Source organism: Pyxidicoccus fallax (assembly GCF_012933655.1).
Lineage (GTDB): Bacteria > Myxococcota > Myxococcia > Myxococcales > Myxococcaceae > Myxococcus > Myxococcus fallax.
This window is the reverse complement of sequence record NZ_JABBJJ010000205.1, coordinates 1-23,135: the sequence shown is the minus strand read 5'-3', so window position 1 is coordinate 23,135 and position 23,135 is coordinate 1. Positions and strand designations below refer to the sequence as shown.

20 protein-coding genes are annotated in these 23,135 nt (G+C 71.2%); 15 read left to right on the top strand and 5 right to left on the bottom strand.

Translation table 11 applies throughout. The features are described from left to right. Positions 1-215: 215 nt before the first annotated feature. The 6 genes from ruvB to HG543_RS33680 all read left to right on the top strand — a co-directional run bounded on the left by ruvB (position 216) and on the right by HG543_RS33680 (position 7,292). Positions 216-1,265, top strand: a complete 1,050-nt coding sequence (gene ruvB, locus HG543_RS33705; protein WP_169349034.1) for a Holliday junction branch migration DNA helicase RuvB — start codon at positions 216-218, stop codon at positions 1,263-1,265. 18 nt (positions 1,266-1,283) lie between these two features. Beyond that, positions 1,284-2,759, top strand: a complete 1,476-nt coding sequence (locus HG543_RS33700) for a hypothetical protein (protein ID WP_169349033.1) — start codon at positions 1,284-1,286, stop codon at positions 2,757-2,759. Positions 2,760-3,244: 485 nt separating this feature from the next. After that, positions 3,245-4,189, top strand: coding sequence for a UDP-3-O-acyl-N-acetylglucosamine deacetylase (gene lpxC, locus HG543_RS33695; protein ID WP_169349032.1), 945 nt, complete (start codon positions 3,245-3,247; stop codon positions 4,187-4,189). Between the two features lie 55 nt (positions 4,190-4,244). Next, the gene (locus HG543_RS33690; RefSeq protein ID WP_169349031.1) at positions 4,245-5,345 is read left to right on the top strand and encodes a thioredoxin domain-containing protein; all 1,101 of its coding nucleotides are present in this window, start codon (positions 4,245-4,247) and stop codon (positions 5,343-5,345) included. Positions 5,346-5,371: 26 nt separating this feature from the next. After that, positions 5,372-6,607: a DUF4388 domain-containing protein gene (locus HG543_RS33685; RefSeq protein WP_169349030.1), complete on the top strand. Its 1,236-nt coding sequence runs from the start codon at positions 5,372-5,374 to the stop codon at positions 6,605-6,607. Between the two features lie 55 nt (positions 6,608-6,662). After that, positions 6,663-7,292: a hypothetical protein gene (locus HG543_RS33680; protein ID WP_169349029.1), complete on the top strand. Its 630-nt coding sequence runs from the start codon at positions 6,663-6,665 to the stop codon at positions 7,290-7,292. A 66-nt stretch (positions 7,293-7,358) separates the two neighbouring features. Here the strand turns inward: HG543_RS33680 and HG543_RS33675 are convergent, their stop codons facing one another. Further along, complete coding sequence (locus HG543_RS33675; RefSeq protein ID WP_169349028.1) at positions 7,359-8,966, bottom strand: leucyl aminopeptidase; 1,608 nt, start codon at positions 8,964-8,966, stop codon at positions 7,359-7,361. 135 nt (positions 8,967-9,101) lie between these two features. Here HG543_RS33675 and HG543_RS33670 point away from each other — a divergent pair, with 135 nt between their 5' ends. From HG543_RS33670 to HG543_RS33660, 3 genes are all read left to right on the top strand, one after another. Further along, entirely contained in the window at positions 9,102-9,995 is an 894-nt protein-coding gene (locus tag HG543_RS33670; protein WP_169349027.1) for a hypothetical protein, read from the top strand. A 126-nt stretch (positions 9,996-10,121) separates the two neighbouring features. Next, positions 10,122-10,904 (top strand): sulfite exporter TauE/SafE family protein, encoded by a 783-nt coding sequence (locus HG543_RS33665; RefSeq protein WP_169349026.1) that lies wholly within the window; start codon positions 10,122-10,124, stop codon positions 10,902-10,904. Between the two features lie 17 nt (positions 10,905-10,921). Beyond that, complete coding sequence (locus HG543_RS33660; RefSeq protein WP_343073507.1) at positions 10,922-11,383, top strand: hypothetical protein; 462 nt, start codon at positions 10,922-10,924, stop codon at positions 11,381-11,383. Between the two features lie 69 nt (positions 11,384-11,452). On the opposite strand, the gene HG543_RS33655 is transcribed toward HG543_RS33660, so the two are convergent. The 3 genes from HG543_RS33655 to fabF all read right to left on the bottom strand — a co-directional run bounded on the left by HG543_RS33655 (position 11,453) and on the right by fabF (position 15,580). Continuing rightward, the gene (locus tag HG543_RS33655; RefSeq protein ID WP_169349025.1) at positions 11,453-12,325 is read right to left on the bottom strand and encodes a tetratricopeptide repeat protein; all 873 of its coding nucleotides are present in this window, start codon (positions 12,323-12,325) and stop codon (positions 11,453-11,455) included. 7 nt (positions 12,326-12,332) lie between these two features. Next, positions 12,333-13,997: a helix-turn-helix domain-containing protein gene (locus tag HG543_RS33650; protein WP_169349024.1), complete on the bottom strand. Its 1,665-nt coding sequence runs from the start codon at positions 13,995-13,997 to the stop codon at positions 12,333-12,335. A gap of 338 nt (positions 13,998-14,335) precedes the next feature. Beyond that, complete coding sequence (gene fabF, locus HG543_RS33645) at positions 14,336-15,580, bottom strand: beta-ketoacyl-ACP synthase II (RefSeq protein ID WP_169349023.1); 1,245 nt, start codon at positions 15,578-15,580, stop codon at positions 14,336-14,338. A 200-nt stretch (positions 15,581-15,780) separates the two neighbouring features. On the opposite strand from fabF, the gene HG543_RS33640 reads away from it, so the two are divergent. The 6 genes from HG543_RS33640 to HG543_RS33615 all read left to right on the top strand — a co-directional run bounded on the left by HG543_RS33640 (position 15,781) and on the right by HG543_RS33615 (position 20,419). Beyond that, positions 15,781-16,305 carry a PaaI family thioesterase gene (locus HG543_RS33640; RefSeq protein WP_169349022.1) on the top strand — a complete coding sequence of 175 codons (525 nt, stop codon included), beginning with the start codon at positions 15,781-15,783 and terminating at the stop codon, positions 16,303-16,305. An 11-nt stretch (positions 16,306-16,316) separates the two neighbouring features. Next, positions 16,317-16,934: a TetR/AcrR family transcriptional regulator gene (locus HG543_RS33635; RefSeq protein ID WP_169349021.1), complete on the top strand. Its 618-nt coding sequence runs from the start codon at positions 16,317-16,319 to the stop codon at positions 16,932-16,934. A gap of 35 nt (positions 16,935-16,969) precedes the next feature. Then, entirely contained in the window at positions 16,970-18,412 is a 1,443-nt protein-coding gene (locus HG543_RS33630; protein WP_343073506.1) for a M61 metallopeptidase family protein, read from the top strand. A gap of 93 nt (positions 18,413-18,505) precedes the next feature. After that, complete coding sequence (locus tag HG543_RS33625; protein WP_169349020.1) at positions 18,506-18,763, top strand: hypothetical protein; 258 nt, start codon at positions 18,506-18,508, stop codon at positions 18,761-18,763. A 79-nt stretch (positions 18,764-18,842) separates the two neighbouring features. Further along, on the top strand, positions 18,843-19,688 hold the full coding sequence (gene bufB / locus HG543_RS33620) for an MNIO family bufferin maturase (protein WP_169349019.1): 846 nt from the start codon (positions 18,843-18,845) through the stop codon (positions 19,686-19,688). Further along, positions 19,685-20,419 carry an HvfC/BufC N-terminal domain-containing protein gene (locus HG543_RS33615; RefSeq protein WP_169349018.1) on the top strand — a complete coding sequence of 245 codons (735 nt, stop codon included), beginning with the start codon at positions 19,685-19,687 and terminating at the stop codon, positions 20,417-20,419. Before bufB ends, HG543_RS33615 begins: the two co-directional genes overlap by 4 nt. A gap of 8 nt (positions 20,420-20,427) precedes the next feature. Here HG543_RS33615 and HG543_RS33610 read toward each other — a convergent pair. After that, positions 20,428-23,135, bottom strand: a 2,708-nt coding sequence (locus tag HG543_RS33610; RefSeq protein ID WP_169349017.1) for a PKD domain-containing protein, incomplete at its 5' end; no start/stop codon positions are given.

Here is a 23,135-nt window from a genome sequence, read left to right as displayed (position 1 = left end):
AGCTCACGCAGGGAGAGGCAGCTGCCGGCGCCGTAGTGCAGCTTGGGGTAGAGGCCGCCCAGTCCCTTCGCGACGACGTACTTCGGGATGGAGAGGTCGAAGACGAGGCCCTTCATGGAGATGCGCGCTCCCTGGCTGCCCGGCCTGCTGGCCTTTCGAGTCTAGCGCCGCCAGATGTGCGGCGACACGCGCGGCCTTCCTGTATAGGGTTCCAGATGGTCATGGCGAGGAAGTCCGAATCACGGAAGACCGAGACCCTCTCGGAAGAAATCCAGCCCGAGGAGGTCCGGCTCGAGGCCTCCCTGCGGCCACGCTCGTTCGACGAGTACGTGGGGCAGGGACCGGTCGTGGAGAAGCTCAAGGTCTACGTCCAGGCCGCCCGCAGCCGTGGCGACGCGCTGGACCACTGCCTCTTCTCCGGCCCTCCCGGCCTCGGCAAGACGTCGCTGGCGCACATCATCGCCAACGAGCTGGGCGTGGGCATCTTCGTGACGAGCGGCCCCGCCCTGGAGCGCAAGGGCGACCTGGCCGGCCTGCTCACCAACCTCAACGCCCGCGACGTCCTCTTCATCGACGAAATCCACCGCCTCAACGCCGCCGTGGAGGAGTACCTCTACCCGGCCATGGAGGACTTCCGGCTGGACATCACCATCGACACCGGACCCGCCGCCCGGGCGATGAAGATTGATCTGCCGCCCTTCACGCTCATCGGCGCCACCACGCGCACGGGCCTGCTCACCTCGCCGCTGCGCGACCGCTTCCAGATCCAGGAGCGCCTGGAGTACTACGACCCCAAGGCGCTGGAGCTCATCCTCCACCGCTCCTCGCGCATCCTCGGCATCCCCCTGGACAAGGACGCCGCGCGCGAGGTGGCCACGCGCTCGCGCGGCACGCCCCGCATCACCAACCGGCTCTTGCGCCGGCTGCGCGACTTCGCGGAGGTCGAGGGCGACGGGAAGATCACCCTGGAGCTGGCGAAGAAGTCCCTGGACCGGCTGGGCGTGGACGCCAGCGGCCTGGACGCGATGGACCGCAAGATCCTCCTCACCATCATCGAGAAGTTCGGCGGCGGCCCGGTGGGCGTGGAGACCATCGCCGCCAGCGTGGGCGAGCAGCGCGACACCATCGAGGACGTGTACGAGCCCTTCCTCATGCAGGAGGGCTTCCTGCAGCGCACGCCCCGGGGCCGCGTCGCCACGCACCGGGCCTATCAGTATTTCAAGAAGCAGCCCCCACCGCCCGCGCCCCAGGGCACGCTCTTCTGAGATTAAGCTCTTCACGCCATGGACTCCGCCACTCCTCCCGCCTCCCCCGCCTCCGGGCGTGACTTCTACGCGGACCTGATGCGCGCGTCGCAGGCGTCGCGCGCGGGCTTCCTCGCCGAGCGCGAGCGCTGGCTGCGCGGCGTGCCCGTGGAGGGCCGCGAGGAGCTGCTCTTCGAGTTCGAGATGCTCCTGCGCGCCGTGGAGCGCTACCTCAACCTCAACACCGTGGTGGACGCCGGAGGCCGGCCGCTCGTCACCCGCGACTTCCACGAGGAACTGGCGGACGTGCGCGACGCCATGGACCGCGCCATCCGCGTCGCCCGCCACCTGCAGGACCCGGACAGCGACCAGAAGATGGTCTTCCGCAAGTACGTGGAGACCCAGCTGGCCGACGACCGCATCCGGCGCGCCCTCATCGAGGAGGCGCTGGACCAGGACACGCCCCCGGAGAGCCTCTTCGTGCTCCGCGAGGCCTTCGACGCGCTGAAGAACCTGCTGGACCACCTGCTGAAGCTGCCGGTGGCCAACCTCGGCCTCTTCCAGGACGTGGGCAAGCTGGCCCTGCGCGAAATCGTCCTCAACCGCTACTTCCGCCCCTTCCGCCCGCTGGAGTTCCGCGTCGAGTACGACCGGCTGCGCTCGGTGCGCCTGCTGGACGTGCTGGCCTCGCTCCCCGAGGAGCAGCGCACCCTCTTCGCCACCGCCTTCCTCGGCCTGTTCCGCCTCCTGCACTACCTGGCCTACGTGGACGCGGAAGGAGTGCCACCGTACCCGCGCCGCGTGCGCGTGCTGCTGGCGCTGGTGCGCAGCGAGGCCAACTCGCTCGCGTCGTGGATGCACTCGGAGCTGTCGCCCAAGTCGCACTCCAAGGCGCTCCAGGCCGCCACGCTGCGCGCCGCGCGCGACATCGCCCGCGAGACGGAGCGCGTGGCCCGCGAGGTGCTCGTCAACCTGGACCGCGAGCCGGAGGCGCCCAGCCGCGCCGCCGCCGCCTTCACCACGCTCTTTCGCACCCAGGTCGTGATTCTGGTGGAGACGCTGTCCCCCAACGGCGGCCTGACGGACGGCGTCTTCGACGAGCTGCTGAGCCCCCAGGACGCGGCGCTGCGCCTGCGCAAGGACCTCTGGGTCTACGCCCAGCTGTGCCGCACCGCGGAGACGCACCTGCGCGCCGAGGACGTGCCCGCCGCCGAGCGCGCGCTGGACGCCCTCAAGGCCTTCCTCGGCTACTTCCACGACGGCGGCTACCAGCTGCTGCGCTACGCGGACTACGACGCCTTCGACCGCTTCACCTCGCTGCTGGTGGAGCTGCCCTGGCCCCCGGAAGGCCCCGGCATCCGCGCCCGCCTCGCCGAGGACCTGCGCCGCTTCGTCCAGACGCTGGAGTCCACCTTCCACGCCGTCAGCCGGCGCACCCTGCTGCAGGGCCGCGGCTTCGACCGGCAGGAGGCGGAGGCCCTCCGGGACCGCTTCCTCGCCGTGGCTGCCCGCTAAGGGCAGGACATCCGCGCCCTACCTCCCCCACGCACCGTGCGCAACCACCCCCACCCGGAGTGGTTGACGTGGCGCGTTTGCGTCCGGCCACTTCCTTGCGCTATTGACGCGTCGATGTTGGATGGATGACACGCCGCTGTGCGGCGGGTCGAGGGGCAGGGGACTCGAATTCCGGGCTCTGACAAATCCCGGACATCGGTGTCGCGGTATCGGGCGGAATCACCGGGCTTCATACGGGGGGCGGGCGTCAGACCGGAACGGGCGCCCACCACGATGCACTGAAAAGCCGAGCGATTTCATGGGGTTGCCTTCAGTTTGACCCCCTTGGGTCCTCGGGTGCGTGTCACGCGGTTGTGGCACGCCGATTGCTGAATCAGCGCGTCGCGTCGATCATTGATGAACGTTTCCAGGTCCATCCGGCGGGTCCTGGGAATGGGAAGACCGGCAGTTCCGCGGTACCGAGCAGCCACGAGGCAACACCGACCATGCGACAGTCCTCCTACAACCAGCGCACCGTTTCGAAGACCGCCAGCCTCCAGGGAGTGGGTCTGCACTCCGGGGCGAAGGTGACGCTGACCCTGCGTCCCGCGCCCGCCGGGCACGGCATCGTCTTCGTGCGCACGGACCTGCCGCGGCCGGTGAGCATCCCCGCGCTGGCCGACTACGTGGTGGACACGTCGCTGGCCACCACGCTGGGCCGCGACGGCGTGCGCGTGGGCACGGTGGAGCACTTCATGTCCGCGCTGGCGGGCCTGGGCATCGACAACGTCCGCGTGGAGCTGGACGGCCCGGAGGTCCCCATCATGGACGGCAGCGCCGCCCCGTTCGCCGCGCTCATCCAGGACGCCGGCATCCGCGAGCTGGACGCGCCCAAGGAGCTGCTCGTCATCCGCAAGCCGGTGTCCGTGGTGGACGGTGACAAGCAGGCCTCGCTCACCCCGTCCAAGCACTTCCGCATCAGCTGCACCATCGACTTCGAGCACCCCGTCATCCAGGGCCAGGCCTTCGACCTGGACTTCAGCGACCGGGACTTCTCGCGCGAAATCTCCCGCGCCCGCACCTTCGGCTTCCTGCGCGACGTGGAGAAGCTCAAGAAGCTGGGCCTGGCGCGCGGCGGCTCGCTGGAGAACGCCATCGTCGTGGACGAGGTCTCCATCCTCAACCCGGACGGCCTGCGCTTCCCGGACGAGTTCGTGCGGCACAAGATTCTCGACGCCATCGGCGACGTGTCGCTGTTCGGCCGTCCGGTCATCGGCCACATGACGGCGTACAAGACCGGCCATGCGCTCAACCACAAGCTGGTGCGCAAGGTCCTCTCGGACCCGAGCTGCTACGAAATCGTCCCGGCCCGGCGCCGCGAGCTGGAGGGCCTGGACCTGGGCTTCACCGGAATGGCGGGCGCGCTGGAGCTGGAACCCCTGGTCGCCTGAGCGGTTGCAGTAGTTTCCTTGCAGGTCCGGTCAAGCTCGACTAAGTGGGCGGGCTATGCTCAACGGTTCCATCCGCGTCACTCTCGCCGCGCTCCTGGCGGCATCGCTCACCGCCGGCTGCAACAAGGAGAAGGCGCCGGCCACCGCCCAGGGGCCCGCCGCCACCGCGCAGCAGGCCAACGCGGGCGAGCCCGCTCCGGACACGGTCGTCGCCACCTTCGGTGACGGCCAGAAGATCACCTACAAGGAGCTGAACGAGAAGATCCAGGACCGCCTGTCCGAGCTGGACAAGCAGAAGCACCAGCTGCGCAAGCGCGGCCTCGAGGGCATGGTGACGGAAGCGCTCGTCAACGCCGAGGCCAAGAAGCGCAACATGACGCAGGACCAGTTCCTGAAGGCGGAGATCGACGACAAGGTCCCCGCGCCTCCCGAGGAGCGCATCAAGGAGGTCTTCGAGGGCGCCAAGGGTCAGCTGCCGCCGGGCTCGACGTACGAGCAGATGAAGCCGCAGATCGTGGACTTCCTCACGCAGCAGCCGAAGCAGGAGCGCGCCCAGGCCCTGTTCGCGGAGCTGCGGAAGAACGCCAACGTGCAGATCACCCTGCCCGAGCCGCCGCGTCCGCCGGCCGAGCGCAAGCAGGTGGCCGCCACGGGCGCCGCGAAGGGCGGCGGTGAGAACGCTCCCGTCACCATCGTCGAGTTCAGCGACTTCGAGTGCCCGTTCTGCAGCCGCGCCAACCCGGCCATCGCGCAGGTGATGCAGGAGTACGGCGACAAGGTGCGCGTGGTGTTCCGCCACTTCCCGCTGGACTTCCACAAGAAGGCGCCGAAGGCCTCCGAGGCCGCGCTGTGCGCCGGCGACCAGGGCAAGTTCTGGGAGATGCACGACGCGCTCTTCGCCAACCAGCAGAAGCTGGACGTGCCGGACCTGAAGCAGCACGCCACGGACCTCAAGCTGGACACGGCGAAGTTCAACAAGTGCCTGGACTCGGGTGAGAAGGCCTCCATCGTCCAGAAGGACCTGGAGGACGGCAAGAAGGCGGGCGTCTCTGGCACCCCGGCCTTCTTCATCAACGGCATCCTGCTGTCCGGGGCGCAGCCGTTCGAGGAGTTCAAGAGCATCATCGACGAGGAGCTGAAGACCGCGAAGAAGTAGTCGCGGCCTGGGGGAGGAGCCGGGCGGTGGCGCCAAAACCGAAAGCCACGCCCCGTGTCGGCGGTGAGCAGGCGTCGCTCGAATTGGAGCGACCGCTCGCCGCTGGCCTCTCCCCGTCCCGTCCCCTCGCGGCCTGGTACCACGGGCCCGAGGGGATGGTCCTCCTCCACGAGCCGACCGGCTTCTCCGGCTTCCTCGCCGGCAGCCTGGGCACGCTCTCCATCGAGGAGGTCTTCGCCCACGTCCTGTCGGGCATCCGCAGCGGCCTGTTGGCCGTGCAGCACGGCTCGGTGCGCCGCACGGTGTCCTTCCGGGACGGGCAGGTGGTCTTCGCCACGTCCACGGAGCGCTGGGAGCGGCTGGGCGCGGTGCTGTTGCGCCTGGGGTTCCTGACGCAGGCGCAGCTGACGCAGGCCCTGTCGAAGGTGACGCCCTCGCGGCGCATCGGCCAGGTGCTGACGTCCGAGGGGCTCGTCTCCGAGGCCAACCTCTACAGCGCCATGACGTACGTGGTGCGAGAGGTGGTGCTCAGCCTCTTCGAATTGGTGGAGGGCAGCTTCCTCTTCGTCGAGGGCCCGGCGCCCATGGCGGACGTGGTGAAGCTGCCGGAGCGCACGCGAGACCTGGTCCTCACCGGCATCAAGCGGACGGAGGAGGTGTCGCGCCTGCGCCGCCGCTTCCCGGAGGACATGCGCGTGGGGCCGGGGCCGGAGGGCCTGTCGCCCGAGGCTGAGCCGCTCTTCGCGCGCGCGGGCGAGGGCGCCACGCTGAAGGAATTGCGCGCGGCGTACGAGGGCGGGCACTACGGCTTCTACACGTGGCTGGACGAGGCGGTGCGCGGCGGCACCGTGGCGGTGAAGGCCGCCGAGCCGCCTCCGGCGCCCGGGCCCGCGGTGGAGGGCATGGCCTGGGAGCTGCTGTCCGCCGAGGAGCGCTACAACCTCCTGTTGTCCCTGGTGCACCGGGCGCTGCGCGACGCGGGCAAGGACGTGGACCTGCTGCGCGGCTTCCTGGACGCGCCCCCTCCGGGCCTGGAGGAGGCCTATGCCGGGGTGACGCTGGGCCCGGACGGGCGGGTGGACGTGGCGCGGCTGAGCGCCAACCTGTCCGGCGGGGACGAGGCCGTGGGACGCGCCCTCACCCTGGAGGCGCTGGACGCTGTCGTCTCCTACGCGCTCTTTTCAGCGCGCAACGTGCTGCCGCCCGAAGTGGCGGAGCGGTTGTCCAACACCTACCGCACACTGCAGGGGGGACTGGCCTAGGCCGCCCCGCGTGCCCACGTTCGCGTCCACGGCCTTGACGGCGGGGGAGGCGGAGATGGGCGCGATGCGGAAGCTGGCGTGGGGCGGACTCCTGGCACTGTGCACGGCCTGTGGCGCCTCGCGCCCGGCGGTGAAGGCCGAGCCGAAGCAGGCCGAGGGCGTGGGCGTGGGCGGCTCCGGCAGGGCGGAGAGTCACTCCACCGCCCGCCGCTACGTGGACGAGGACCTGGGCTTCGAAATCGTCCGGCCCACGGCGGACTGGCAGCTCGACGAGACGGATGAGCGCACGCCGGAGGGGCTCTCCATTCCCGTCATCCTCCGCCACAACACGTCCGGCGCGCAGGTGGTGCTGCAGGTGGCTCCGGCGGTGGCGTCCCCGACGCAGTTCGCCGAGCGGCTGACGGAAGGCCTGCGCCAGCAGCCGGGCTTCACCACCACGGACCCGGCGCCGATTCCGCTGTCCGAGGACGCGGTGGGCTTCGACTTCCAGGTGGGCGACGCGGTGCTGGGCCGGGTGGCCGTGCGCGAGGGCCGCCCCGGCCGCGTGCTGATGATGCTGGCCACCTGGCCGGCCCAGTCCACGGCCGACGTCACCCAGAGCGTGGACGCCCTCATCGAAGGCGTCCGCCCGCTGCCGGGCCCGGACATCGCTCCGGCCTCGTACCCGCAGGCGCGCCGCAAGTAGAAACGGACGGGGGCCGGCTCTTCGCGAGCCAGCCCCCTGGGGTGTCCCGGTGCCTGGGACGTCCGGCTAGCCGCGCGCGGACTTGCGGGCGCTCTTGCCGGCGGCCTTCGTGGCGGCGCCCTTCAGGGTGGGGGCCGGCGCGGCCTCGTAGGCGTCGGGGTTGGCGGCGCGCAGCCGCACCCACTCGACGAGGGTGCGCACGCCCACGCCGGTGCCGCCCTTGCTCAGGTAGCCGCGCTCCTTGGGGCTGTTGGAGGGGCCGGCGATGTCCAGGTGCACCCACGGCGTTTCGCCGACGAACTCCTTGAGGAAGAGCGAGGCGTTGATGGCGCCGCCCCAGCGCTCGCCGGAGTTCTTCATGTCCGCCACCTCGGAGCGCAGCGCGTCCTTCTGCAGCTCGCTCACGGGCATGCGCCACATCTCCTCGCCCGCGGTGCGCGCGGCCTGGAGCACCTCGTTCACCGTGCCCTCGTGCTCGCCGAAGGCGCCGACGATGTAGTTGCCCAGCGCAATCATGCAGGCGCCGGTGAGGGTGGCCAGGTCGATGATGGCGGACGGCTTGTGCTCGCAGGCCCAGGTGAGCATGTCCCCCAGCACGAGGCGGCCTTCCGCGTCCGTGTTGGTGATTTCCACCGTCTTGCCCAGGCGCGAGGTGAGGATGTCGCCCGGCTTGTACGCGGTGCCGGACGGCATGTTCTCGCACGCGCCGATGAAGGCGTGCACGGGGAAGGGCGGCTTCAGCGCGGCGATGACCTTCATGGCGCCCAGCACCGCGGCCGAGCCCGCCATGTCCGTCTTCATCTCCACCATGCCCTCGGTGGGCTTGAGCGACAGGCCGCCCGAGTCGAAGGTGATCGCCTTGCCCACCAGGGCGAGCGGCGGGCGCTTCGCGTCGCGCGCGTTCTTCGGCGTGTAGACGAGGTGGATGAGCCGGGGCTCCTCCGCGCTGCCGGCGGTGACGCCCAGGAACATGCCCATGTCGAGCCGCTGGATTTCACGCAGCCCGCCGATGGTGACCTGCAGGCCGCCTTCCTTCGCGGCCGCGCGCGCGGCCTCGGCCAGCACCGTGGGGGTGACGGCGTTGGGCGGCTCGTTGACGAGGTCCCTCGCCCAGTTGGTGGCCTCCGCCACGCGCCGCCCCAGGTTCAGCGCGTCGTCCAGCTCGCGCGACTTCTCCAGGCCCTCGGGCAGCACCAGCGCCACCTTGCCGACGCGGGCCGGGTTCTTCTCGTCGCGGGCGGAGGACTTGTACTTGTCGAAGCGGTAGGCGCCCAGCATCAGGCCTTCCACCACCGCGCGCACCGTGGCGTCGGCCGCGTCCGTGGCGGGCAGCACGAAGGCCACCGTGCCGGCCTTCAGCCGCAGCGCGGCCTTCACCGCGCGGCCGGCGGCCAGGCGGAGGACTTCCGGGGTGAAGCGGGCGCGGTTGCCCAGGCCGAGCAGCAGCACGCGCTCCGCGGTGGCGCGGCCGTGCGTGTGCATGAGGAAGGACTGCTCACCCTTGGCCTTGAAGCCCTCCTGGGTGGCGGCACCGCGCAGACGTCCCTCCAGGGCGGTGTCGGCTGCGGCCAGCGAGGACGGGGCGGTGTCTCCCAGCTCGCCCTCGAAGAGGGGGATGACGAGCAGTTCGCCGCTCGCCCGCGTGGCGTCGCCGGAGACGAAGCTGAAATTCATGGGCCGTGGAGCTCCTGAACGAAGAGAAGGGGGATGCCGAGGGCGCGGACTGTAACGCCCACCCTGTCGTGCGCAAAGCGCGCGATTTCATTCGAGCATTGCATTGACGCGGAGGCCTGGATAGCAGTGTGGGGAATGCCCACGCTGCTGATGCATCTGACCGCCATCGAACGGATGGCCGCCAATCCCGGCGACCTTCCGCCAGACTGGGTCCGCGCGCTGTCGGAGGACCTTCCCTATGCGCGCTTCGGGGCGGCGCTGCCGGACCTGCCGCTGTGTGAGGGCGTCCGCGGTGGCCTGGCCGCGTTCCTCCCGGAGCGCGAACTCCCCCGCTTCGCGCGGCTGTACCACGAGCGCGCCCCGGTGGGCTTCGGGCTGAAGATGGCGGAGCTGGTGGCCACCGGCGCGCTGGTGGGCACCGAGCCCGGGCTGGCGCTGCTGGCCGGCTACTTCACGCACCTGTGCGTGGACCGGCGCTTGTATCCAGTGGTGGACAGGCTGGTGGCCCGCCACCGCCGCCGCGGCAAGAAGGCCCGTGACGCGCACCGCGACATCGAGTGGGCGCAGACGCTCTTCTACCTGCGCGAGCTGCACGGCATGGACCTCCTGGCCACGCCGCGGCTGCGCGAGAAGTGTCAGGTGGTGAAGAGCCCCGGCTTCCCGTGGCGGGGCATCGGCCGCGGCATCTACGAATTGGTGCGCCTGTCGTCCCAGGAGCGCGTGGGCGAGGCGCCGTCCAAGGCGGACGTGGATGGCTGGGTGCGCGGTCTGTACATCTCCGGACTCTTCCTCTCCAGTCCCGTGGGCCGGGCGCGCGCGCTGCCCGCGTACGCGCACCTGTCGTTCCAGGAGCTGTACCGCAACGACGCCTTCGACTTCGCCAACGAGGTGGAGGGGGCGTTGGAGTCGGCGCGTACGGTTCTCCGCAGGTTGCACGGCTACATGGCCAGGGGCACCTTCACACCCCGTACGCGCGGGCGCTTCCTCGAGGCGTTCCCCGAGGGCGCGCTGGGCGCGTGTGCCGCGTAGCGTCGGAGCTTCCGTTCCCGGTGCGGGCAATCTCCTCGCGCGCAGGGCAGGCATCCTGGCGAGCCTTTTCCACAGGGGGGAATGCCGCTGTCCGAAGCGAGGGACCGCTCCTATCCTCGTGGAGGAATGACGGTCCTACTCCTCATGATCGCGGGCGGCCTCGCGGGCTCTCTCGGGGCGATGCTTGGCATCGGGGGAGGCATCGTCCTCGTCCCCGCGCTCGTGCTGCTCTTCGACATCCCGCTGGAAGAGGCGGTGCCAGCGAGTCTGATGTGCGTGGTGGCGAACTCGTGCGCGGCGGCGGCGGGCTATGTCCACAACCGGCTGAGTGACATCCGGCTGGGGCTGACGCTGGAATTGTCCACGGTGCTGGGCGCCATCGCCGGCGGGCTGGTGGCGGCGATGGTGGCCCCGGCGATGGTGGCGGTGGTGTTCGGCCTGTTCACCCTCTATGTCGCCCTGCAGATGCTGCTGGTGCGCGCGCCGCGGCAGGAGCCGGCGACGCTGGATGACTACGCGCCGACGAACTACCCGCTGGGCATCTCCGGCTCCTTCGTGGCGGGCGGCCTGTCCGCGCTCCTGGGCGTGGGGGGCGGGCCGCTGAAGGTGCCGCTGATGAGCTACGGCATGCGGGTGCCCTTCAAGGTGGCCAGCGCCACCAGCAACCTGATGATTGGTGTGACGGGCGCGGCGAGCGTCGCGGCCTATGCCCTGCGAGGCCACCTGAAGCTGGCGCTGGTGTCACCGCTGGTGGTGGGCGTGCTGGGCGGCGCGTACGTGGGCAGCATGCTGATGCCGAAGGTGCCCACGTCGGTGCTCAAGAAGCTCTTCGCCCTCGTGCTGCTGGTGGTGGCGAGTCAGATGTTGTGGAAGGGAGGGGCGGGATTGTGGCCGAACATGTTGAAGTAGACGAATCAGAACCCGACGTGCCGGAAACCCATGCGGTGTCCGCGATGATGGCGGACGCGCGCGTCACGCATAACGTGGTGGTGCCCGCGGTGGAGCAACCGCTGGCGCCGGAGATGGAGGCGGAGCCCATCACCCAGCCCGGCGTGGAGGTGGCGCCGGTGGGACGGGCGCGGCGCCGCGACAGGGCGGTGGCCGGAGACCGGTGGATTGCCCGGGTGTTGCGCGCGGGCGCGGTGGTCAGCGGCGGCATGTTCGTGGTGTCGCTGGGCCTCGAGGCGCTGCCGCAATCGGAGAACGTGCACGTCGCCATCGACCTCTTGCGCAAGGGCGCCGCGTCGCTGCTGCTGGTGACGCCGGTGGCGCGCCTGGCGGTGGCCGGAACGCTGCTGGGCCTCAAGGGCGAGTGGCGCTACACCGTCATCGCCGCCGGAGTGCTGGGCCTGCTGGGCATCGCCGTGAGCGCCGGCCTCCCCACCTGAAGGGGACGCCAGCCACGGAAGTGAAGTGACAGCGCCGCCCCGGAGTTCCCCGCACTCCGGAGCCGGCCGCTAGACGCCCTTCGCCGTGAAGTGGGCCAGGATGTTGCGGACCTTGGCGACCTCGTCCGCGCGGCCCTGCTCCTCGTACAGCGGCAGCACCGTCTCGAACTGGGCCCGCGCCGCCGGGTAGTCCTGCAGGTAGTAGCAGGCCAGGGCGAGGTCCCAGCGCGCGCGTGCCTCGTACACGTGGTCGTGCATTTCGCCGTACAGTTCCACCGCGCGCAGCAGGTGGGGGCGGGCGCCGTCGTGGTTGCCCAGGAGGCCCTCCGCCTCGCCCAGCAGCAGGTGGCCCTGCGCGAGCGCCTCCGGGTCGTCCCCGTGCTCCAGGAGCGGCACCGCCTCCAGGAAGCGCTTGCGGGCCGGCTCGTACTCGCCCTTCTCCATGCGGATGTCGCCGATGTCGAGCAGCAGCCGCGCCACGCGCTCGGTGTTGCGCGTCTGGCGCAGGAGGATGAGCGCCTCCTGGTACTTCTCCTCGGCGCCTTCGGGCTGGCCCAGCGCGCGCAGGGACTCGCCGATGCAGGCGCGGGCCAGGGCCTCGCCCTCGCGGTCCTTCACCTCGTTGAAGAGGGAGGCCGCCAGCGCGATGCGCTCAATCGCGCCGCGGTGGTCCTCGAAGTGCGCCTTCACCACGCCCAGGCCCATCAGCGCCTGTGCCTGGCCGGGCTTGTACTTCGCCTGCTGGAAGAGGCCGAGCGCCTCCTCGTAGCACTCGCGGCTGGCCGCGTGGTCCTCCAGGAGGCCGTGCAGCTCGGCGAGGCTCACCAGCCCCTGGCCCACCTCGGTGGGCGAGCCGGTGATGCGCAGCGAGGCCAGCGCGTTCTTCTGCTTCTGGAGGGCTTCGAGGATGTGGGCGCGTTGGGATTCGTCGGACGGGTGCATGTGTCTCTCAGGCGTCGCCACCCTTGCGGCGGCGGGGCGACTTGTCCAACGAATCGTCCTTCTCGCTGTCGTGAGCCCCGTTGACGGGCGACAGGTGACTCATCGGCAGGGCCGCGGGGCTCCCGTTATGCGCGTGGGCCGGGCCATGGCCGTGGCGCTCCTTCTCCGGCTTGTCCGCCTTCTCGTGGACGAGCAGCGGCGAGAAGAAGCAGTCCTTCTTCGTGTACTCGTCGAAGGCGAAGGCGAAGCGGTAGCTGGCGGCCGCGCGCTGGTTGCAGTCGGTGCGCTCGCAGAAGCGGCAGGAGATGCCGGAGGGGATGGCGTCCTTGCGCAGGTCCGTCGTGGGCAGGCCGTAGGCGAGGTACTTCGCGTTCTCCGCGTGGGTGCCCAGGCCGATGGAGTAGGCGGTGCCCTTGACGATGGAGCCTTCGATGGGCTGCAGCTGCACCTTGGCGAAGCAGAAGTACGTCGTGCCATCCGGCATGATGGAGTACTGCCGGGTGATTTGAGACGGGTTGAGGAAGGCCAGGTGCACGGCCCACTTGGCGCAGCTGCCGCCGCCGGTGGCGAAGCGGATGCCGGTGCCGCTGTAGCGCTTGGAGATGTTGCCGGCGATGTCCGCGCGCAGGAAGTGGAAGGGCAGGCCCGGGCGCTTCGGGTCCGACAGGTTGCACAGGCGGTGGGCCACCGTCTCGTACGTGGAGCCGAAGATGCTGGAGAGCAGCTCCACGTCGTAGCGCGTGCGCTGCACCTCCTTGAAGAAGTCCCCGTAGGGCAGCATCAGCGCGCCGGCGAAGTAGTTGGCCAGGTTCACCTTGATGAGCCGCGCCGTCTCCGCGTGCCGCATGCGGCCCGCCCCCACCCCGAGGATGCGCTCCACCATCTTCTCGCGGTCCATGACCAGCAGGCCGATGGAGGCGGCGATCTGGAACTTCAGCGGCTGCTCGGTGAGGAAGGGCGAGAGGGTGAGTGTCTGCTCCTCCGGGTCCAACCGCCGCACCACGGACGAGCCGCTGGGCGCCGGGTCGTCGAAGTTGACGCGGTAGCCGAAGCGCTCCTCCAGCAGGCGGATGAGCTGGCCGCTGGTGATCTGCCGCTCCAGGCGCACGTCCTTGCGCAGCGCCTCGGCCTGCTCCTCCAGCTCCGGGAAGTAGTTGCGGTGCTGCTCCAGGAAGTCGCTGACCTCGTCGAAGGGCGAATAGTCGAAGCGCACGCCCGGCACCGTGCCGTTCTGCGCGCCGCCCTGGGCCCGCGTGCGCTCCTCCACGTTGAGCTGCGCCAGCACGTTCTCCAACTGCGTGCGCGTGTTCTTGTAGAGGTTGAAGAGCGCGGCCACCGTGCCCGCCAGCTTCGGCTCCGCCGACAGCGACTGGAGCGACTCGGGGTCGATGTCGAGGCTCTTGAGCAGCGGCTCGTCCAGGAGCTTCGCCAACGCCTCGTCCACCCGGCCCTCGCCCAGCGTGGACATGAACTGCTCGGGGTCCTGGTCGAAGTACCTCAGCGCCTTCCAGAGCAGCGGGAAGGGCATCACCCGCTTCCCCTTCTCGATGAGGTTGAGGTACGCGGGGGACACACCCAGGTCCTTCGCCGCGTCCGCTTGCTTGATGTTCCGGGCAAGCCGCAGACCCCGGAGCTTCAGGCCCACGTTGGCGTTCAGTGCGTTGTCGTTCATGGCCGAGTCGGCCCCACCGGCGCGTCAGGCCCCGCGCTCTTGGAGCTTGAGACCACTTTGCAAATCGATTTACCGATTTGCAATCAACGTTTTAGGGGGGATGTACCCCTGTCCGGCCGGCGACGGTACTGCTGTCCACCCGCCCCATGGACCTGTAGAAATGCCCGTAAGCCCATGTAATCCCAGTGATTGATGCGGAGCGCCGTGTGGGTTTCGCACGGCTTCCGCCGCACCTTGTCAACCGTTTACCGCCGCACTGCGGCATGAGGCCTGTAGCACGGCAGTAAACGGGATTTCACGGTTTACAAAGAAAATGCCGTGTCGTGACGGAGAGGGGCTCAGGCGATCACCCGCTGGAACACCAGGGACACGTTGGTGCCGCCGAAGCCGAACGAGTTGCTCATGACGGCGTCGACGCGCTGCTCGCGGGCGGTGTGGGGCACGCAGTCCAGGGGGATGCGCGGGTCCTGGCGGTGGAGGTTGATGGTGGGCGGGAGCACACCGCGGGTGAGGGCGAGCACGCAGATGACGGCCTCGGCGGCGCCGGCCGCGCCGTTCATGTGGCCCGTCATGGACTTGGTGGAGGAGACGGCCACGGCGCGCGCGGCGTCGCCGAAGACGCGGGCGATGCCCTCCATCTCCAGCACGTCGCCGATGTCCGTCGAGGTGCCGTGGGCGTTGATGTAGCCGATGTCGGCGGGCTTCAGCCCCGCGTCGGCGAGCGCGCCGCGCATGCTGCGCTGGGCGCCCTCGTGCTCGGGGGCGGGGGAGGTGACGTGGTACGCGTCGGAGCTGGCGCCGTAGCCGGTCAGCTCCGCGAGGATGCGCGCGCCACGGGCCCGGGCGTGCTCGTACTCCTCGAGCACGAGCATGCCGGCGCCCTCGGCGAGCACGAAGCCGTCGCGGTCCGCGTCGAAGGGGCGGCTGGCGGCCTGGGGCGCGTCGTTGCGCGTGGACAGGGCCTTCATCGCGGCGAAGCCCCCGACGCCGAGCAGGGTGATGGGGGCCTCCGTGCCGCCGGCCACCGCCGCGTCGAAGTCACCGCGCTGGATGCCGCGCATCGCCTCGCCAATGGCGTGGGCGCTGGTGGAGCAGGCGGAGTTGGTGGACCAGGACGGGCCCTTGATGCCGTGGCGCATGGTGACGTAGCCCGGCGCCAGGTTGATGATCATCTGCAGGATGAAGAAGGGGCTGATGCGGTCCGGTCCCTTCTCCAGCGCCTTGCGGTACGTCTCTTCCAGGCTGGAGAGGCCGCCGATGCCGGAGCCGATGATGGCCGCCACGCGCTCGGCGTTCTCCGGGGTGATTTTCAGCCCCGAGTCCGCCAGCGCCATGTCCGCCGCCACCACCGCGAACTGCGCGAAGCGGTCCATCCGCCGCACCTCGCGCCTGTCGATGAAGTCCTCGGGCCGGAAGTCCTTCACCTCGCCGGCGATGCGGCAGTCCAGCCGGCTCGCGTCGAAGAGGGTGATGGGCCCCACGCCGCTGCGCCCGTTCACCAGCGCGTCCCAGCTCTTCTCCACCCCCGTGCCACAGGGGCTGATGAGCCCCATTCCCGTCACCACGACACGCCGCTTCCGCATTGGCTCTCTCCCAGTCACCGAGACGCACCGCGGGGCCGTGCCCGGGCCCGGCCGCCCGGGGGCCCTTCCTTCCAGCGTGCGCTCGCCGTGGCTTTGTATTATGTCCATCATGTCATCAGGGCAAGCAATATGGCCGGGCCAGGGTGTGACACGGGAGGCCATGGGATGACGTCCATCATTCAAAGCGGGAGAGAGCACCGATGAGCGAGGGGAGCGCGGGGCAGCGGACGCGGATGGTGACGTGGAGGGACCCTCGGGAGGGCGTGGCCGCGGCGAAGTCGCTGTCGGGGCTGGAGTACCTGCGCGCCATCGTCCGGGGCGAGGTGCCCGGGGCGCCCATCGCGGAGCTGATGGGCTTCAAGCCGGTGGAGGTGAGCGAAGGGCGGGCGGTGTTCGTGGTGGAGCCGGCGGAGTACCACTACAACCCCATTGGCACGGTGCACGGGGGACTGGCGGCCACGGTGCTGGACTCGGCGCTGGGGTGCGCGGTGCACTCCACGCTGCCGGTGGGGGCGGGGTACACCACGCTGGAGCTGCACGTGAACATGGTGCGCGCCATCGCCCACGACACGGGCCGGCTGACGTGCACGGGCGAGGTGATTCACGTGGGCGGGCGGGTGGCCACGGCGCAGGCGAAGCTGACGGATGCCTCGGGGAAGCTGTATGCCCACGGCACCACCACATGCATGCTGTTCCGGCCCCCGGCGGCGGGAGGCCGCGAGTAGGAGACGGCGAGATGCGGTACGGACCGGAGCACAAGCAGGCCACGCGCGAGCGCATCCTGGCGGCGGCGGAGAACCTCTTCCGCAAGCAGGGCTTCGAGGGCGCCAGCGTGGAGCGCGTCATGCGCGCCGCGGGGCTGACGGTGGGCGGCTTCTATGCCCACTTCGCGTCCAAGGACGCGCTGCTCGCGGAGTCCGTCCGCGACTTCTTCCGGCGCAACGGGGAGCGATGGCTCGGCGGGCTGGAGGAACTGCGGGGCGCGGAGTGGCTGAGCCACTTCGTGCGCCGGTACCTCAACCGGCACATCCGCGACAACATGGAGACGGGCTGCGTGCTGCCGGCCATCCTGTCGGACCTGGCGCGCGGCACGCCGGAGGCGCGCGAGGCCTTCGCCGAGGGCGTGGAGGCGCTGGCGGCGGAGATGGCCGCGCGCGTGCCGGGCGAGGACGGCGTGACCGCGCGCAAGCGGGCGCTCGCGACGGTGACGTTCATCATCGGCACCATGACGCTGGCCCGCGCGACGAAGGGGCTGCCGCTGTCGGATGACATCCTGGAGGCGGCGCGGGAGTTCCTCCTCGCGGACGGGCAGGGCGCGGAGGCGGCGCCCCCGAGGCGGAAGAAGGTGGACTGAGTCTTCCTCCGCGGTCCGCGGGCTACAATCGCCGCGTGGATGCCCTGAACGGCCTGTCGGCGGAGGTGACGAGGCGCCGCGCCCCGGGGCGTGCCGCGCCGCTCGTCCTGCTCGCGCTGGCGTGGCTGTCCTGCCAGTCCGCCGGTCGCGTGCGTGCCGTGGGGGACCCGGCGGCGCTGCGCTACAACATCACCTACGTGCGCGAGCCCGAGCACGCGCTGGACGTGGAGGTGGTGCTGGTACGGGGCGCCCCGCGCGCGTTCCTCTTCAGCCAGCCGGGAGGCGTGGACACCGTCGAGGTGTGGAGTGACGACGGCGAGGTGCGCTCGCTGCGGGTGCATGACGGCGCGGTGAGCCTGCCCTCCGGCACGCGCTTCCTGCGCTACCGCTACGCGCTGGACAGGCGCATTCGCGAGGAGGGGCCGGACTTCTTCGCCGGCATGGGCGAGGGCGATGCGCGCCACGTCGCCGGGCGCGAGTACCTCATCCGCCCGCGCGTGGTGTCACCGGAGCTGCGCGTGGAGCTGTACGTCGAGGGCGCGGACGCGCTGCTGCCGTGGACGCCGGGGGAGGGCGGCCTGTACCGGCTGCGCGGCGAGGACCTCGTGGACTCGGGCTTCCACGGCTTCGGCGGGCGCCGGTGTCTCGCGCGGCTGCCGGACGCGGTGCTGGACGTGGCCATCCTCGGCCGCTTCACGCGGCTGGAGGACGCGGCCGTGTGCGCGTGGCTGCGGCAGGCCGGCGAGGAGGTGCGCACCGTGCGCCGCGCCTTCCCGTACCCGCGCGTCTCCGTGCGCGTCATCCCCGTGCCGGGACGCAGGGGTTCCAGCCTCTTCGGCATGGTGCTGTGGAGCTCGCCGCCCAGCATCTCCATCCTCGTGGGCCAGGACGCGGAGGCTTCCGCCTTCGAGCGGGACTGGGTGGCCGTGCACGAGCTGCTGCACCTGGCCCACCCCGTCCTCATCCCGCGCGTGCCCTGGCTGTCGGAGGGGCTGGCCACCTACTACACGGAGGTGGCGCGAGCGCGCTCGGGCAGGCAGAGCGCGGAGCGCGCGTGGGCGGAGCTGGTGGACGGCTTCGAGCGCGGGCGCGCGCGGGCCGGCGAGCGCACCATGGAGGAGGCCGTGGCCGGCAGCGACTTCGCGCTCCCCGTGTACTGGACGGGCGCGCTGTTCGCGTTGCATCTCGATGTGGAATTGCGCCGTGTCACTGGAAACGAGCGCCGGTTGGAGGACGTGCTGGAGCTGCTGGCGGAGCGCGGTTCCACGTCGACGTTCGGCGCGTTCAGCGCGGCGGTGGACTCCGTCGCCGGGCGGCCGCTGTTCGACGCGCTGCTGGCGCGGCACCTCCCACGGCCGGCTTTCGCGGAGATGGAGGCCTTGCTAGAAGCGCTGGGCGTGAAGGCCGACTCGGCGGGAGTCAAGCTGGTGCCGGCGCCGGACAGCCCCTTGCGTGAGGCTGTGGACGGTCGGCTGTAACCCGCGGGCGAGAAGTTTCGTATGGAACGCATCCGCGAAGCCCTGTGAACTCGTAGTTCCACCCCCCAAGCAGTCCAGAAAGGAAGCAACACCATGAACGTGAAGACCCTCGCGGCCCTCGTTGGCACCCTCTCCCTCTCCGCGCTGGCCACCGGCTGTGCGTCCACGAAGTCCGCGGAGGCCCAGCCGGCCGCCGCCGAGAAGGGCGCCGAGGGCAGCGGCGCGGCCACCACCGAGGGCCAGGCCGCCGAGGGCGCCCAGACGCAGGAGGGCGCCGCTCCCGCCGCGACCCCGGAGAAGGGCTCCGAGATGAGCTGCGGCTCCGGCTCGTGTGGCGGCGGCAAGAAGTAGTCGTCTCTCGCGGGCGGCGTGAGGAGCGTGCTCCTTCCGCCGCCCGTGCTGTTTCCCCTCCGCTGAAGCAGGAGTCCCGGTGGTGACGTACGCGCGACGACACGGGCTGAAGCCGCTGGGCGCGGGCATCGGGCTGCGGAGGAGCTTCTACGAGGAGCTGCCCCGCACCGGCCGGGCACTCGACTGGGTGGAGATCATCCCCGAGAACTTCCTCACGCTGGGAGGCCGTCCACAGCGCACCCTGGACGCCTGCGCGGAGCGCTGGCCCGTGCTGCCCCACGGCGTGGGGCTGGACATCGGCGGACCGGACGCGCTGGACGCGGACTACGTCACCCGGCTGGCGGCGCTGGTGGAGCGCGTGGACGCGCCGTTCTTCTCGGACCACCTGTGCTACTCGCGGCTGGACGGGGTGTACCTGCACGACCTGCTGCCCTTGCCCTTCACCGAGGCCGCCGTGGAGCACGTGGTGCCGCGCGTGCGCGAGGTGATGGCCCGCGTGGGCCGGCCCTTCCTGCTGGAGAACCCGAGCTACTACGCGCGCATGCCCGGTGGCACGCTGTCCGAGGCGGACTTCCTCCGGCACGTGGTGGAGGAGGCCGACTGCGGGCTGTTGCTGGACGTGAACAACGTCTACGTCAACGCGCTCAACCACGGCTATGACGCGCGCGCCTTCGTGGATGCACTGCCGCTGGAGCGCGTGGTGCAGGTCCACCTGGCGGGCCACACCCGCTACCCGGACGTCATCATCGACACGCACGGCGACCGCGTCTGCGGTGACGTCTGGTCTCTGTATCGCCACGTGTTGCGACGCACCGGACCGGTGGCGACGCTCATCGAGTGGGACCAGGACATTCCCTCGCTGGACGCGGTGCTGGACGAGGCGGACGTGGCGCGCGCGGCGCTGCGGGAGGTGGCGGGGCGATGAAGCCAGCGCTGAAGCACTTCTTCGACAGCATGGGCGCGTACCTCGCCCGCCCGGGGCCCGAGTCCCTGGAGCGGCTCTACTCGGAGCACCCGGGCTGGGACGCGCCCCGTGAGCGCGTGGCCCTCTACGGCGACTTCATCCGCGGGCACGTGCGCGGCGCGCTGGAGAAGGTCTTCCCGCTGGTGCGCGGCGCGGTGGGGCCGGACGCCTGGGGCGCGCTCGTGGAGGGCTACACGCTGACGCGCCCGGCCCGGCACCACGAGCTCAACCACCTGGCCGAGGGCTTCCCGGCCTTCCTCGCGGACGCGGCGGCGTCGAACGGACTGGCGCCCTTCGTGCCCGCGCTGGCGCGCTTCGAGTGGACCGACTTCGCCGTCTTCACCTCGGAGGCGCCGTCGCCGGAGCCCGTGGCGCGGCTCACGGCCAACCCCACGCTCGCGGTGCTGGAGCACCCCTTCCGGCTCTGCGCGTACGTGCGGGCGAAGGGCGCGCTCGCGAAGCCCGAGGCCGGGGAGGAGGTGGCGCTGGTGTGGCGACACCCGGAGCAGTTGGTGACGTTCTACGTGGAGGCCACGCCGCCCGCACTGCTGGTGCTGAAGATGGCGGTGGAGGGCCTCTCCATGGAGGACGTGGCCGCGGCGACCGGCATGTCCGTTGAGGCCCTGCGGAGCGCGGTGGAGCGCTGCGCCCGGGACGGGCTCGTGCTGAGACCGAGCGCCTCCGGAGGCTGACGCGCCGGCTACGGCCCCGCGTACCTCGCCACGCCGCGCCCGGTGCCGATGTAACGGCCGCCATCGGGCGCCGCGAGCAGCGCGTGCACCGCGGTGGCGGGCAGTCCTTCCGGCTCCGAGAAGAGGGTGACGATGTCGGCTGCCACGTCGTAGCGGACGAGCCCGCCTTTCGTGCCGGCCCACAGCACGTCGCGCGTGCCGGTGCCCGTGGACTGCCGCTCGAAGAGGAGCGTCCGCACCTCTTCGTCGGGCAGCCTCCAGGGCGCGTCGCGGAGCATGGGCCCCGGCTGACCGAGCGCGCTGAAGCCCTTGCGCGTCCCCGCGAACACCTGCCCCTCCGGGCCCACGGCCACGGACTGCACGTCCTCATCCGGCACCTCGGGCGGCACGTGGAGGACCACCGAGACGGAGGCGAGCGCCGGCTCGAACGCGCCTTCCACCCGCACCGTCAGCTCGGCGAGCCCGTCGGACGTCGCCGCCCAGGCCTTGACCTGCGTGGACGTCGACACGGGCGAGATGACCACCTGCCGCACCTCGCGCCCCTCCAGCACGCGCCTGCCGACGACGGTGTTCGAACGGCCCCCGAGGGCGGGGTTGGACGCACGGGTGAGCACGAGGCCCCGGCGCGTGCCCAGCAGCAGCAGGTCGGGCGACCGCAGCGCGGCCAGCGACGTCACCTCATCCTCCGAGATGGCCAGCGGCCCTCCGGAGAAGCCCGTGCAGGCGCCATTCGCGCAGCGGTGGACGCCGCCGCCATCCGTGCCCACGAAGAGCACCTCGTCCTCCGAGCCAGGCAGGGTGAACAGCGCCACGGCCGGCGCGCTCACGGCCAGCGTGCCCGACGGCGGCGAGGCGCTGAACACCGAGGCCGACTCCCCATCCACATAGCGCAGCGAGTCCCCGGCCCACGCCACCGCCACCGCGGGCGTGTCGCCGCTCACCGTCTCCACCAGCCGCGAGCGTCCGGCGGGCACCACGGTGAAGGACGCCGCGGCCCGGCTCACCGCCCCGTCGCGGTCGACGGCGCGCAGCACCACCGTGTGCCGGCCCACTTCGGGCGCGACCAGCGTCACCACGGGGCCGCCGCCCATGTCCGGCTCCAGCGGCCCGGTCAGGCTGTCCATCCAGTCCAGCTCCATCGGGTTCCCCGGTGTCCCCAGGTCCCTCGCGAAGCCGGTGATGGACACCGCGCGGCCCTCGCGGCACGGCGTCTCCAGGCAGTTCGTCCCTTCCTGCCGCACGCCCTCCACCCGCACCTCCGGAGCGCCATTCACCGTCACCGACACGGTGGCCGTGCAGGCCTGTCCCCAGGGGTCCGTCACGGTGAGCGTCACCACGTGCGCGCCCTCGGTGGTCAGCCGCGTGCAGGTGGCGCTCGCGCCGCTCGCCATCGCCCCATCGCGCGAGGACGTCCATGTGAAGCGCAGGTCTCCCCGCGGGTCCTCAGCGTCCACGGCCGAGCCCTCCAGCGCCAGCGGCCGCCCCGCGTTCACCACGGCCGCCGCCCGGGGCGCCAGGATGGCGCACCCCGTGGGCGCCGAGTTGACGATGGCGCGCACCTGCCGCGTCGCGCAGCCGCGCAGCGTCTCGTCCTCCGGGTCCACCGCGCACGCCGACAGCACCTGCGCGCCGGCCACCGTGAGCAGGCCCTCCACCGTCTCACCGGTCCCCAGCGGCGTGGGAGAGGCACTGGTCGTCCACGTCGGCGCCAGCGTCCGCCCCGTCTCCGGGTCCACGCACCGGCCCCGCATCACGCTGGCCGTGCCCTTCAGCAGGCGCGCGCCGTCGAGCGGCGCCTCGATTTCACACCACGGCGGCAGGTTGGTGACGAGCCGCACGCGCACGCTGTCCGTGGCGGCGTGGCCCAGGCCGTCCACGGCCCGCGCCGTCACCGTGTACTCGCCGGGCGTCGTGAAGGTGTACGTCACGGACGGGCCCGTGCCGAGCGCCACGCCCCCGGGCTCCAGCGTCCACTGGATGGCGCCGTCCAGGTTGCCCGCGCCGCCGTCGGTGTTGAAGTCCCTCGCCGTGGCGCGGAGGAGCAGGGTGGAGGCGAAGGGCGCGGGCTCGCCCGACTTCACGTACACCACTTCCTGCTCGGGGCGGGTGATGAGCACCGCGGGCGCCAGGGTGCCGCGCACGGTGACGGCCACGCTGGCGCTGGCGCTGTCGCCAGTCTCGGGGTCCGTGGCGGTACAGGTCAGCGTGTCCGCTCCCGCCACCCGGAGCGCGGCCCGCGCCACCTCGCCAGGGGGCAGGGGCCCCGTCAGCGCGGACGTCCAGTGCACCGCGCCGCCCGTCAGGCGCACGCCGTCCACGGTGACGGCCCGGCACTCCAAGTCCAACAGCTCGCCCAGGTTGAAGGTGCTGCCCGGCGAGGGCCGGAGGACGGTGGTGACGGGCGCGCCGCGGGCCAGCACGTTCAGCCGCAGCGACGTGCTGGTGACCTGCCCACCCGAGTCCATCACCGTGGCCGTCAGCGTCTGCTCGCCGGCCGCGTGGAAGGTGGCGCTCGTGCGCGCGCCCCGGGCGAGCTGCCCCTCCAGCGAGGACACCCAGAGGACGCGCTCGGCCAGCGCCGCGCCGTCCTCCGCGTCCTCCACGGTGGCCTCGAGCTCCACCGGCTCGCCCACGCGCGGGGCCGCCGGGGCCTGGGGCCGCAGGATGCTCCTGTGTCTTATACACATCTCTGAGCCCACGAGACGTTGACCGATAC

Bases quoted from the DNA above. Each gene is read 5' to 3' on its own strand.
- HG543_RS33665 (WP_169349026.1), top strand. From the start codon at position 10,122: ATGACGGTCCTACTCCTCATGATCGCGGGCGGCCTCGCGGGCTCTCTC.
- lpxC (WP_169349032.1), top strand. From the start codon at position 3,245: ATGCGACAGTCCTCCTACAACCAGCGCACCGTTTCGAAGACCGCCAGC.
- HG543_RS33680 (WP_169349029.1), top strand. From the start codon at position 6,663: ATGGGCGCGATGCGGAAGCTGGCGTGGGGCGGACTCCTGGCACTGTGC.
- HG543_RS33650 (WP_169349024.1), bottom strand. From the start codon at position 13,997: ATGAACGACAACGCACTGAACGCCAACGTGGGCCTGAAGCTCCGGGGT.
- HG543_RS33615 (WP_169349018.1), top strand. From the start codon at position 19,685: ATGAAGCCAGCGCTGAAGCACTTCTTCGACAGCATGGGCGCGTACCTC.
- HG543_RS33640 (WP_169349022.1), top strand. From the start codon at position 15,781: ATGAGCGAGGGGAGCGCGGGGCAGCGGACGCGGATGGTGACGTGGAGG.
- ruvB (WP_169349034.1), top strand. From the start codon at position 216: ATGGTCATGGCGAGGAAGTCCGAATCACGGAAGACCGAGACCCTCTCG.
- fabF (WP_169349023.1), bottom strand. From the start codon at position 15,580: ATGCGGAAGCGGCGTGTCGTGGTGACGGGAATGGGGCTCATCAGCCCC.
- HG543_RS33625 (WP_169349020.1), top strand. From the start codon at position 18,506: ATGAACGTGAAGACCCTCGCGGCCCTCGTTGGCACCCTCTCCCTCTCC.
- HG543_RS33635 (WP_169349021.1), top strand. From the start codon at position 16,317: ATGCGGTACGGACCGGAGCACAAGCAGGCCACGCGCGAGCGCATCCTG.
- HG543_RS33670 (WP_169349027.1), top strand. From the start codon at position 9,102: ATGCCCACGCTGCTGATGCATCTGACCGCCATCGAACGGATGGCCGCC.
- HG543_RS33655 (WP_169349025.1), bottom strand. From the start codon at position 12,325: ATGCACCCGTCCGACGAATCCCAACGCGCCCACATCCTCGAAGCCCTC.
- HG543_RS33690 (WP_169349031.1), top strand. From the start codon at position 4,245: ATGCTCAACGGTTCCATCCGCGTCACTCTCGCCGCGCTCCTGGCGGCA.
- HG543_RS33700 (WP_169349033.1), top strand. From the start codon at position 1,284: ATGGACTCCGCCACTCCTCCCGCCTCCCCCGCCTCCGGGCGTGACTTC.
- HG543_RS33675 (WP_169349028.1), bottom strand. From the start codon at position 8,966: ATGAATTTCAGCTTCGTCTCCGGCGACGCCACGCGGGCGAGCGGCGAA.